An 11,760-nucleotide genomic window follows, 5' to 3' on the forward strand; every position below is an offset into this window, starting at 1 on the left:
TCATGGCAAAACCTGCTGCTCGTCCTCGTAAAAAAGTCAAAAAGACAGTGGTTGATGGCATCGCCCACATCCACGCTTCTTTCAACAACACCATCGTGACCATCACCGATCGTCAGGGCAATGCGCTGTCCTGGGCTACCTCGGGTGGTTCCGGTTTCCGCGGCTCGCGTAAGAGCACTCCGTTCGCTGCCCAGATCGCTGCAGAGCGCGCTGGCCAGGCTGCTCTGGAGTACGGCCTGAAGAACCTAGACGTCAACGTCAAGGGCCCGGGCCCGGGTCGTGAGTCCGCCGTGCGTGCTTTGAACGCATGTGGTTATAAAATCGCCAGCATCACCGACGTGACGCCGATCCCGCACAACGGGTGCCGTCCGCCGAAGAAGCGCCGCGTGTAATCAGGAGACAGTAAAGAATGGCTCGTTATATTGGTCCCAAGTGCAAACTGTCTCGTCGTGAAGGCACTGATCTCTTCCTGAAGAGTGGTGCGCGCGCGCTCGAATCCAAGTGCAACATTGAAACTCCGCCAGGTGTGCACGGCCAGCGTCGTGGCCGCCTGTCCGACTACGGCACCCAGCTGCGCGAGAAGCAGAAAGTGCGCCGTATCTACGGTGTGCTGGAGCGTCAGTTCAGCGGTTACTACAAGGAAGCTGCCAGCCGCAAGGGCGCTACCGGCGAGAACCTGCTGCAGCTGCTCGAGTGCCGTCTGGACAACGTCGTGTATCGCATGGGCTTCGGCTCCACTCGTGCCGAATCGCGCCAGCTGGTCTCGCACAAGTCGATCACCGTCAACGGTCAGACCGTGAACATCCCGTCGTACCAGGTCAAGGCCGGTGACGTGGTTGCGGTTCGCGAGAAGTGCCGTAATCAGCTGCGTATCGCCCAGGCCCTCGAGCTGTGCGCTCAGCGCGGCCGCGTTGAATGGGTCGAAGTAGATACCGACAAGAAATCTGGTGTTTTCAAGAATGTTCCGGCTCGCAGCGATCTGTCCGCCGACATCAACGAAAACCTGATTGTCGAGCTCTACTCCAAGTAAGGGCTAGAAAATAGGTGTATCCATGCAGAGTTCGGTAAATGAGTTCCTGACCCCCCGCCATATTGATGTGCAGGTGGTCAGTCCGACCCGTGCCAAGATCACTCTCGAGCCCCTCGAGCGTGGTTTTGGCCACACCCTGGGCAACGCGCTGCGTCGTATTCTGTTGTCCTCCATGCCCGGCTGCGCTGTGGTCGAGGCTGAGATCGACGGTGTGCTCCACGAGTACAGCGCCATCGAGGGCGTGCAGGAAGATGTAATCGAAATCCTGCTCAACCTCAAAGGTATCGCCATCAAGCTGCACGGCCGTGATGAAGTGACCTTGAGCCTGGTGAAGAAGGGCGCGGGCGCTGTTACCGCTGCCGATATCCAGCTGGATCACGATGTCGAAATCGTCAATGGCGATCACCTGATCGCCAACCTGGCGGCAAACGGCTCGATCAACATGAAGCTCAAGGTCGCTCGCGGCCGTGGTTACGAGCCTGCTGACTCGCGTCAGAGTGATGAAGATGAGAGCCGTAGCATCGGTCGTCTTCAGCTCGACGCCACCTTCAGCCCGGTTCGTCGCGTGGCTTATGTGGTCGAGAATGCTCGTGTCGAGCAGCGCACCAACCTGGACAAGCTGGTCATTGACCTGGAAACCAACGGCACCCTGGATCCCGAAGAGGCGATCCGTCGTGCAGCGACCATCCTGCAACAGCAGCTGGCTGCGTTCGTCGACCTGAAGGGCGACAGCGAGCCGGTGGTTGTCGAGCAGGAAGACGAGATCGATCCGATCCTGTTGCGTCCGGTGGACGACCTGGAACTGACCGTACGTTCGGCCAACTGCCTCAAGGCAGAGAACATCTACTACATTGGTGATCTGATTCAGCGCACCGAAGTAGAGCTGTTGAAAACGCCGAACCTGGGCAAGAAGTCCCTGACCGAGATCAAGGACGTTCTGGCTTCGCGTGGTTTGTCCCTCGGTATGCGCCTGGATAACTGGCCGCCGGCAAGTCTCAAGAAGGACGATAAGGCCACTGCCTGATCGCCCCCAGTAACCGAACTGAACGTTTGGTAAGGAATTTCAATCATGCGTCATCGTAAAAGTGGCCGTCATCTGAGCCGCACCAGCGCCCACCGCAAGGCCATGTTCCAGAACATGGCGGTGTCGCTGTTCGAGCACGAACTGATCAAGACCACCCTGCCCAAGGCCAAAGAACTGCGTCGCGTTGCCGAGCCGCTGATCACCCTGGCCAAGGAAGACAGCGTTGCCAACCGCCGCCTGGCTTTCGACCGTACCCGTTCGAAAGCTGCTGTAGGCAAGCTGTTCAACGATCTGGGCAAGCGCTACGCCACCCGTCAGGGCGGCTATCTGCGCATCCTCAAGTGCGGTTTCCGCGCAGGGGACAACGCACCTATGGCTTACGTCGAGCTGGTTGACCGTCCGGTCGCTGGTGAGGTTGAAGCCGCAGCCGAGTAATCGGCCGCTGTATGAAGAACCGGGCCTAGGCCCGGTTTTTTATTGTCTGAACGATGGTGCTGCTCTATCAGCTTGGTTCGTTTAATAAATTAGTTCTTTATTGGCGTCTCGTTAGAATTCTCCTCAAGCCGACTTAACCGGTATGTACAAGGAGATACAGCATGAGCCAAGGCAAGACCCTCACCACCGCTGGTGGCGCCCCCGTTGCCGACAATCAGAATTCTCGTTCAGCCGGGCCTCGTGGCCCTTTGTTGCTGGATGACTTCTACTTGGTCGAAAAGCTCGCCCATTTCAACCGCGAAGTCATTCCGGAGCGTCGTGTGCACGCCAAGGGCTCTGGGGCCTATGGCACGCTAACCGTGACCGCAGACATAACTCACCTGACCTGTGCCAAGTTGTTCGAGTCCGTTGGCAAGCAAACGCCCCTGTTCCTGCGCTTTTCCACAGTAGGGGGTGAGCGCGGCTCGGCGGATACCGAGCGTGATCCTCGCGGCTTCGCGGTGAAGTTCTATACCGAGGAAGGCAATTGGGACGTCGTGGGTAACAACACGCCGGTCTTCTTCATCCGCGATCCGCTGAAATTTCCGGATTTCATCCATACGCAAAAGCGTGACCCATGGAGCAATCTGAAGAGCCCGCAGATGATGTGGGATTTCTGGTCGCACTCGCCCGAGGCGTTGCATCAGGTCACCATCCTGTTTTCCGATCGTGGCATCCCCGATGGTTATCGGTTCATGCACGGCTTCGGCAGTCACACCTTCAGCCTGGTCAATAGTGAAGGCGAGCGGCACTGGGTGAAGTTCCACTTCAAGAGCATGCAAGGGATCAGAAACCTGCATCCGAGCGAGGCAGCACGCCTTGCCGGCAGCGATCCCGATTATGCGCAGCGGGATCTTTTCCACGCGATCGAGCGGGGCGAGTTCCCCAGGTGGAAGCTCTGCATCCAGGTGATGAGCGAGGCGGAGGCGGCCAGCCGTGCCGAAAATCCTTTCGACGTCACCAAGGTCTGGTCGCAGAAGGAGTTTCCGCTGATCGAAGTGGGGATGGTCGAGCTGAATCGCAATCCGCAGAACTATTTCGCCGAGGTCGAACAGGCTGCCTTTGCCCCGAGCAACGTCGTCCCGGGTATCGGCCTGTCGCCGGATCGCATGCTTCAGGGGCGGGTATTCGCTTACGCCGATGCCCATCGCTACCGCGTCGGCACCAACCATCAGCAGCTTCCGGTCAATGCGCCGCGTTGCCCGGTCCACAACTATCAGCGTGATGGCGCGATGCGTTTTGATGGCAACGGTGGTTCGGCGCCCAACTACGAGCCGAACAGCTACAGCGACGCCCCCAAGCAGGCAGCGCAGTACGCCGAACCGGCGCTTGTGCTCTCCGGTGCGGCTGACCGATATGACCACAGGGCCGATGACGACTATTTCAGTCAGGCGGGAGCTCTGTTCCGTCTGATGACAGCTGAGCAGCAGAACCTGCTGATCGGCAATATTGTCGGTGCGATGGCAGGCGTCTCGCGTGACGTGCAGTTGCGCCAGCTGGGGCACTTCTTCAAGGCCGACCCGGCATACGGGGCGGGTATCGCCCGGGGACTGGGGATCGACCCGAACGAAGTCGCCTAAGCTGTACCGAGCCGTAGAGCGCAGAAGCCGGGCCCCGGAAGAGCCCGGCTTTTTTGCGGCTGGTCGTCAGTGACGGTCGCGCTCCAGCAGCGGTTTGAGGAAATGCCCGGTGTGCGACTGCGACATTTCCGCGACCTCTTCCGGTGTGCCGCTGGCGATGATCTGACCGCCCTTGGAGCCGCCTTCCGGGCCGAGGTCCACCAGCCAGTCAGCGGTTTTGATCACGTCCAGGTTGTGCTCGATAACCACCACCGTGTTGCCGTGGTCGCGCAGGCGATGCAGCACATCGAGTAGCTGCTGGATGTCGGCGAAGTGCAGGCCGGTGGTGGGCTCGTCGAGGATGTACAGGGTCTTGCCGGTGTCGCGTTTGGACAGCTCGCGGGACAGCTTCACCCGTTGTGCCTCGCCCCCGGACAGCGTGGTCGCGCTCTGCCCTAGCTTGATGTACGACAGCCCGACGTCCATCAGGGTTTGCAGCTTGCGTGCAACTGCCGGCACTGGGTCGAAGAATTCGCGAGCTTCCTCGATGGTCATGTCCAGTACCTCGGTGATGCTCTTGCCCTTGTACTTCACCTCCAGTGTCTCGCGGTTGTAGCGCTTGCCCTTGCACACGTCGCAGGGGACGTAGATGTCCGGTAGAAAATGCATTTCCACCTTGATCACACCGTCGCCCTGGCAGGCTTCGCAGCGGCCGCCCTTTACATTGAAGGAGAAGCGTCCTGGCCCGTAACCGCGCGAGCGGGCCTCCGGTACCCCGGCAAAGAGTTCGCGGATGGGCGTGAACAGGCCGGTGTAGGTCGCCGGGTTGGAGCGTGGGGTGCGGCCGATGGGGCTCTGGTCGATGTCGACGACCTTGTCGAGGTGCTGCAGGCCGTCGAAGCTGTCGTAGGGCGCCACTTCCAGGGTGGACGCGCCATTGAGCGCCGTGGCAGTGATCGGGAACAGCGTGTTATTGATCAGCGTCGACTTGCCCGAGCCGGATACGCCGGTGATGCAGGTCAGCAGCCCCACCGGGATCTCCAGATCGACGTTACGCAGGTTGTTGCCGCGGGCGCCCTTGAGCTTGAGCAGCTTTTTCGGGTCGCGACGGGTGCGTTCCGGTGGGTAATTGATCGTCACCCGGCCGGAGAGGTACTTGCCGGTCAGGGAGTCCGGGTGCGCCATCACCTCGTCGGGGGTACCCTCGGCGACGATGCGGCCACCATGCACCCCGGCCCCCGGGCCAATGTCCACCACGTAGTCGGCAAGGCGGATGGCGTCCTCGTCATGCTCGACCACGATCACCGTGTTGCCGATGTCGCGCAGGTGACGAAGGGTGCCCAGCAGGCGCTCATTGTCGCGCTGGTGCAGGCCGATCGAGGGCTCATCGAGGATGTACATCACACCGACCAGGCCGGCGCCGATCTGGCTCGCCAGTCGGATGCGCTGGGCCTCGCCGCCGGACAGCGTATCCGCACTGCGGTCGAGGGTCAGGTAGTCGAGGCCGACATTGACCAGGAATTGCAGACGCTCGCGGATCTCCTTGAGGATCTTGTCGGCGATTTCGCCGCGACGACCGCTGAGCGAGAGTCCGCCGAAATAATCGGTGGCGTCGCCGATGGGCAGTGCCGTGACCGCCGGCAGTGTCTTGTCGCCAACCCACACGTGGCGAGCCTCGCGGCGCAGGCGGGTGCCGCGGCATTCCGGGCAGGGCTGAGTGCTGAGGTACTTCGCCAGCTCTTCGCGCACCGAAGTGGACTCGGTCTCGCGGTAGCGGCGTTCGAGGTTGGGGATGATGCCTTCGAACGGATGCGAGCGCCTGACGATGTCCCCGCGGTCATTGAGGTAACGAAACTCGACATTCTCCCGGCCGCTTCCGCGCAGGATGAACTTCTGATGCTCGGCGGCCAGCGAGTCGAAGGGCTCGTCCAGACTGAACCCGTAATGCGAGGACAGCGAGCCGAGCATCTGGAAATAATAGACGTTGCGCCGGTCCCAGCCGCGGATCGCACCTTCGGCCAGGGTGAGCTCGCCGTTGACCAGGCGCTTGGCATCGAAGAACTGCTTCACGCCCAGGCCATCGCAGGTCGGGCAGGCACCTGCCGGGTTGTTGAAGGAGAACAGCTTGGGTTCCAGCTCGCTGATGGAGTGACCGCAGATCGGGCAGGCGAAGCGTGCGGAGAAGATCATCTCCTCGCTTTCTTCGTCCTCATCCATGGGCGCGACCAGCGCGATGCCGTCCGCCAGTTTCAGCGCCGTCTCGAAGGATTCGGCCAGACGCTGCTGCAGGTCGCCGCGAACCTTGAAGCGATCCACCACGACATCGATGGAGTGCTTCTTCTGTTTGTCCAGCTTGGGCAGTTCGTCCAGCTCGTAGAGGCGGCCGTTGACGCGGGCGCGAACGAAGCCCTGGGCCCGGAGCTCGTCGAACACGGCCAGGTGCTCGCCCTTTCGCTCGCGAATGACGGGTGCCAGCAGCATCAGCTTGCGCCCTTCTGGCAGCGCCAGGACTTGGTCGACCATCTGACTGACGGTTTGCGCTTCCAGCGGCGCGTCATGGTCCGGGCAGCGTGGTGTGCCGACCCGCGCGTAGAGCAGGCGCAGGTAATCGTAGATCTCGGTGATGGTGCCGACGGTGGAGCGCGGGTTGTGCGATGTCGACTTTTGTTCGATCGAAATGGCCGGAGAAAGCCCTTCGATGGTGTCCACGTCGGGCTTTTCCATCATCGAAAGGAACTGTCGGGCGTAGGCCGAGAGCGATTCGACGTAGCGGCGCTGGCCTTCGGCATAAAGCGTGTCGAACGCCAGCGAAGACTTGCCGGAGCCGGAGAGGCCGGTGATGACGATCAGCTTGTCGCGTGGCAGGGTGAGGTCGATGTTCTTCAGGTTGTGGGTGCGTGCCCCACGAATCAGAATCTTGTCCAAAACAGCCTCGCGTGGCGGGCGGAAACCCGAAAGTATACGGCCGGGGTGATAGTCGCGGCAAAACCGCGCGCCTGTGCCGAGCGGGGGAGGGCTGCTAGAATCGCCGCCGGTTCATACAAGCGAGACCCTCCATGCAGGACCCCTACAGCGAGCGCATGAGCGCCAGCGAAAAACGCGCAGCTTCCGGGCTGGCGCTGGTGTTCGCTTTTCGCATGCTCGGCATGTTCATGGTTTTGCCCGTGCTGGCAACCTACGGCATGGACCTGGAAGGCGCTACGCCGACCCTGATCGGCCTTGCCATCGGTGCCTATGGTTTGACCCAGGCGCTGCTGCAAATTCCCTTCGGCATTCTCTCTGACCGCATCGGGCGCCTGCCGATCATCTATTTCGGTCTGGCGATCTTCGCCGCCGGCGCGGTTCTGGCGGCGATGTCCGACAGCATCTGGGGTGTGGTCGCGGGGCGGGTGCTGCAGGGCGCCGGCGCGATCTCCGCCGCGGTGATGGCGTTGCTGTCCGACCTGACCCGCGAGCAACACCGGACCAAGGCGATGGCGCTGATCGGGGTGAGCATCGGCTTCTCCTTTGCCGTGGCCATGATCATCGGCCCCCTGTTGACGCGTGCCTTCGGTCTTTCCGGGTTGTTCTGGGTGACGGCGGCGATGGCAGTGGTTGGCGGGCTCATCGTTGCGCTGCTGCCCAAGGCCCAGGCCCATGTCCGTCATCGGGAATCCGGGGTCGCCCGGCAGGCGCTGGGTCTGACGTTGCGTCATCCAGACCTGCTGCGCCTGGATTTCAGCATCCTGGCATTACACGCGATTCTCATGGCGAGCTTCGTCGCGCTGCCGCTGGCGCTGGTGGAGCAGGGCGCATTGCCCAAGGACGAGCATTGGTGGGTCTACCTGACTGCGCTGCTGATCGGCTTCTTCGGCATGATTCCGTTCATCATCTATGGCGAGAAGAAGCGCCAGATGCGCCGCGTGCTGCTCGGTGCCGTCTGTGCGCTGCTGCTGTGCGAGCTGTTCTTCTGGTGGTTCGGCAACGGCCTGTGGATGCTGGTGGTGGGCATGGTTGCCTTCTTCGTCGCCTTCAATCTGCTTGAGGCGTCGTTGCCGTCGCTGATCAGCAAGGTGGCGCCGGCAGGTGGCAAGGGCACCGCCATGGGGGTCTACTCCACCAGTCAGTTCCTCGGTGCCGGGCTGGGCGGCGTCCTGGGCGGCATGCTCTATCAGCAGGGCGGGCTGGCCCTGGTGTTCGCTGGCTGCGTGGCACTCTGCGCACTGTGGTTCGTGATCGCCTTCAGCATGCGCGAGCCTCCCTATGTCACCAGCCTGCGCCTGCCGCTTTCGGCCGGCGCGCTGAGCAACACCCGGCTCGAGGCCGACCTGCTGCACGTGCCCGGCGTGAGCGATGTGCTGATCGTGCTCGACGAGGCGGCCGCCTATGTGAAGGTCGATACCCTGGTGCTGGATCGCGACGCGCTGGATCGTTTGGTCGCCTGACCAACACGACGCTCGTCGCGGCCGTGGTGCTGCGCACGGCGACGCAACTTGCTGGCGCGTTGGTTGGTTGTCAGGGGTGGCTGAGGTAAGATTCGCGGTCATCGGGTCTCCTGGTAGCAGGATCGCCATCGGTGAGCCCACTTAAATTCAATGTTCCAAGAGGAGTTACCCATGGCCAGAGGGGTGAACAAAGTCATCTTGATCGGCAATGTCGGCGGCGACCCGGAAACCCGCTACATGCCCAATGGCAATGCGGTGACCAACATCACGCTGGCAACCACCGACAGCTGGAAGGACAAGCAGACCGGTCAGCTTCAGGAGCGCACCGAGTGGCACCGTGTGGTGCTGTTCGGCAAGGTCGCCGAGATCGCCGGCGAGTACCTGCGCAAGGGTTCGCAGTGCTACATCGAAGGTCGCCTGCAGACTCGCGAGTGGGAAAAGGATGGCGTCAAGCGCTACACCACCGAAATCGTCGTCGACATGAATGGCACCATGCAGCTGCTCGGCGGCCGTGGCGGCAGTTCCGATGACGCGCCACGTCAGCCGCGCCCGCAGCGCGAGCCGCAACAGGCTCCGCGTCAGCAGGCTCAGCCGCAGCAGCCGGCCGCACGGCAGCAGCCAGCGCCGGACTATGACAGCTTCGATGACGACATCCCCTTCTAGAGTTTCCTGAATGCGAATGCGCCTGATGCTGTTGGGCGGCGGCAATGCCCTGGGCCAGGCGCTCATCCGCCTCGGCGCCGAGGAAGACATCGGTTTTCTCGCGCCGCGCCCGCCCGCCCAGGGCTGGGATGCCGCCAGTCTTACCCAGTTGCTCGACGACAACCGTCCGGATGTCGTCATCAACCTCGCCTATTACTACGACTGGTTCCAGAGCGGGCAGCCCAACGAACCGGCGCTCGCGGCTCAGGAGCGCGCTGTGGAGCGGCTTGCCGAGCTGTGCCAGCACCACGATTTCGTTCTCCTGCAGCCTTCGAGCTACCGCGTGTTCGATGGCGCGCGCACCACTGCCTACAGCGAAAAGGATGAGGTCGCGCCGCTGGATGCCCGGGGGCAGGCGCTCTGGCGCATCGAGCAGAGCGTGCGGGCGCTGTGCCCGCGTCATGTGCTGTTGCGTTTCGGCTGGCTGCTCGACGACAGTCGTGACGGTGTGCTGGGGCGTGTTCTGCAACGGCTGGAGCAGAGCGAGGCGATCCTGCTGGCGGACGATCGCCGTGGCAATCCGACGCCGGTGGATGACGCTGCGAGAGTCATTCTTGCAGTGCTCAAGCAGCTCGATTGCCAGGCCCCGTTGTGGGGCACCTACCATTACGGCGGCCACGAAGCTTCGACGCCGCTGCTGGTCGCGCAGGCGCTGCTTGGCGAGGCCGCCAAGTATCGCGATGTGACGACCGCCAAGCTGACGCCGGTCGCTCACGCCGACTGTTCGGATGCCGCGGCTGAGCCGCAGCACGGTGTGCTGGCCTGCAAGAAGATATTCACCACCTTCGGTATCAAGCCGCGTGCCTGGCGCACCGGCCTGCCGAGCCTGCTGGAGCGTTATTACCGCCATGGCTGATGCCCCGATCCTGATCACAGGTGGCGCCGGCTTCATCGGCTCCAACCTGGTCGATGCACTGCTGGCACGCGGTTACGCCGTTCGAGTGCTGGACAATCTGTCCACTGGCAAGCGTGAGAACCTGCCACAGGATGAGCGCGTCGAGCTCATCGTCGGTGATGTCGCCGACGCCGAATGCGTGCGTCGCTCGGTGCAGGGTTGTCGCGCCGTGGTGCATCTGGCCGCGGTGGCCTCGGTGCAAGCGTCGGTGGACGATCCGCTCGGTACGCATCAGAGCAACCTGATCGGCACGCTCAATCTATGCGAAGCGATGCGTGAGGCAGGCGTGCAGCGAGTGTTGTTTGCCTCGAGCGCGGCGGTCTATGGCAACAACGGGGAAGGTCAGGCCATCGATGAAGGCACCGCGAAGGCGCCGCTTACCCCCTACGCCGCGGACAAGCTGGCCAGTGAGCACTACCTAGATTTCTATCGGCGCCAGCATGGTCTGGAGCCGGTGGTGTTCCGCTTCTTCAATGTTTACGGCCCGCGGCAGGATCCGTCGTCGCCCTATTCCGGGGTGATCAGCATCTTCACCGAGCGGGCGCAGAAGGGACTGCCGATTGCGGTGTTCGGCGATGGGGAGCAGACGCGGGATTTCATCTATGTAGGGGATCTGGTCGAGGTGCTGGTGCAGGCACTCGAAGCGCCGGATGCGCCGGAAGGGGCGGTGAACGTTGGGCTCAACAAGGCGACGTCGTTGAACGAGCTGCTCGACGCGATTGGCGATGTGCTGGGGGATCTGCCCGAGGTGAGCTATCAGGCGGCGCGCTCGGGAGACATCCGTCATTCGCGGGCGAACAATGCGCGACTGGTTCAGCGCTACCGCGTGCCAGAACCGCCGACCAGCATGCGCGAAGGGCTGGCCCGTTTATTGGGCAAGTAAGCGAAACCGGAAAAGACAAAAGGCGCCAATGGCGCCTTTTGTCTGTCTGCGACTCGGTCAGGCCGATTCGTCAGAACTTGTAGCCGAGGCCGACCATGTAGACGAAGGGGTCGACGTCTACGTCGACTTTGACCTTGCCCAGTACCGCGTGGTTGGAAGTAGCTTCAGTATCGATGTCGATATAGCGAACCTGAGCGTTGAGCATGATGTTGTCTGTGAGCATGTAATCCATGCCTACTTGTGCGGCCAGGCCCCAAGAATCTTTCAGGTCCAGGCCGTTGAAACCATTCCCCTCAGCCTGGCTGCTCAACTTGTCGTCGAAGAACCATGTGTAGTTAACGCCAGCCCCAACGTACGGTTGGAAAGCCGACGTTTTATCCAGCGGGTAGTAGATAACGCTCAGGGTCGGCGGCAGATGCTTGATAGTTCCGAACTTCCCGTCCAGTGGTGCGCCAAGGCCTTTGACGCCAACGTCGTGGCTGAACGGCGTAGCGGCCAGCAGTTCGATCCCTACCTTGTCGGTGATCATGTAGGCGAAGTTGAGGCCCAACTGAGTGTCGCTGTCGAGCGTAGCCTTGGTACCGGCAATTGGACCGGTCAGTGCGGTAGAGATAGAACTGCTGTCTTCACGCGGATCAACGGTAACCGCACCAGCGCGAACGATGATGTCCCCGGCTTCGAAAGCCTGGGCGAAGGGGGCGGCCAGCGCCAGGGCCAGCGCGGAAGCGGTGAACAGGGTCTTGCGCATGATGATGCTCCGTTTGTTGGA

At 62.0% G+C, this 11,760-nt stretch carries 11 protein-coding genes; 9 read left to right on the top strand and 2 right to left on the bottom strand.

Translation table 11 applies throughout. The annotated features are described in order from the left end of the window. Nucleotides 1-2: 2 nt before the first annotated feature. The 5 genes from rpsK (at nucleotide 3) to PSTAB_RS03535 (ending at nucleotide 4,108) form a co-directional block, all read left to right on the top strand. A complete protein-coding gene (gene rpsK, locus PSTAB_RS03515) occupies nucleotides 3-392 on the top strand; it encodes a 30S ribosomal protein S11 (protein WP_003281811.1) in 390 nt (129 codons plus the stop codon). A 17-nt stretch (nucleotides 393-409) separates the two neighbouring features. Next, the gene (rpsD, locus tag PSTAB_RS03520) at nucleotides 410-1,030 is read left to right on the top strand and encodes a 30S ribosomal protein S4 (protein ID WP_013981716.1); all 621 of its coding nucleotides are present in this window, start codon (nucleotides 410-412) and stop codon (nucleotides 1,028-1,030) included. Between the two features lie 22 nt (nucleotides 1,031-1,052). Continuing rightward, a complete protein-coding gene (locus tag PSTAB_RS03525) occupies nucleotides 1,053-2,054 on the top strand; it encodes a DNA-directed RNA polymerase subunit alpha (RefSeq protein WP_003281807.1) in 1,002 nt (333 codons plus the stop codon). A gap of 45 nt (nucleotides 2,055-2,099) precedes the next feature. Beyond that, nucleotides 2,100-2,489: a 50S ribosomal protein L17 gene (gene rplQ / locus PSTAB_RS03530; RefSeq protein WP_011912000.1), complete on the top strand. Its 390-nt coding sequence runs from the start codon at nucleotides 2,100-2,102 to the stop codon at nucleotides 2,487-2,489. A 161-nt stretch (nucleotides 2,490-2,650) separates the two neighbouring features. Next, a complete protein-coding gene (locus PSTAB_RS03535; protein ID WP_013981717.1) occupies nucleotides 2,651-4,108 on the top strand; it encodes a catalase in 1,458 nt (485 codons plus the stop codon). A gap of 66 nt (nucleotides 4,109-4,174) precedes the next feature. Here PSTAB_RS03535 and uvrA read toward each other — a convergent pair whose 3' ends face one another. Next, on the bottom strand, nucleotides 4,175-7,012 hold the full coding sequence (gene uvrA, locus PSTAB_RS03540; RefSeq protein ID WP_013981718.1) for an excinuclease ABC subunit UvrA: 2,838 nt from the start codon (nucleotides 7,010-7,012) through the stop codon (nucleotides 4,175-4,177). Nucleotides 7,013-7,143: 131 nt separating this feature from the next. Between uvrA and PSTAB_RS03545 the strand changes: the two genes are divergently transcribed. The 4 genes from PSTAB_RS03545 (at nucleotide 7,144) to PSTAB_RS03560 (ending at nucleotide 10,991) form a co-directional block, all read left to right on the top strand. Next, complete coding sequence (locus PSTAB_RS03545) at nucleotides 7,144-8,511, top strand: MFS transporter (RefSeq protein WP_013981719.1); 1,368 nt, start codon at nucleotides 7,144-7,146, stop codon at nucleotides 8,509-8,511. Nucleotides 8,512-8,682: 171 nt separating this feature from the next. Further along, entirely contained in the window at nucleotides 8,683-9,174 is a 492-nt protein-coding gene (locus tag PSTAB_RS03550) for a single-stranded DNA-binding protein (protein ID WP_003281797.1), read from the top strand. 10 nt (nucleotides 9,175-9,184) lie between these two features. Beyond that, nucleotides 9,185-10,069, top strand: a complete 885-nt coding sequence (locus tag PSTAB_RS03555) for a sugar nucleotide-binding protein (RefSeq protein ID WP_017244908.1) — start codon at nucleotides 9,185-9,187, stop codon at nucleotides 10,067-10,069. Beyond that, entirely contained in the window at nucleotides 10,062-10,991 is a 930-nt protein-coding gene (locus PSTAB_RS03560) for an NAD-dependent epimerase/dehydratase family protein (protein WP_013981721.1), read from the top strand. Before PSTAB_RS03555 ends, PSTAB_RS03560 begins: the two co-directional genes overlap by 8 nt. Nucleotides 10,992-11,061: 70 nt before the next feature. Here the strand turns inward: PSTAB_RS03560 and PSTAB_RS03565 are convergent, their stop codons facing one another. Further along, complete coding sequence (locus PSTAB_RS03565; protein WP_013981722.1) at nucleotides 11,062-11,739, bottom strand: OmpW/AlkL family protein; 678 nt, start codon at nucleotides 11,737-11,739, stop codon at nucleotides 11,062-11,064. Nucleotides 11,740-11,760 lie beyond the last annotated feature (21 nt).

The sequence above is a fragment of the Stutzerimonas stutzeri genome (genome assembly GCF_000219605.1).
Lineage (GTDB): Bacteria > Pseudomonadota > Gammaproteobacteria > Pseudomonadales > Pseudomonadaceae > Stutzerimonas > Stutzerimonas stutzeri.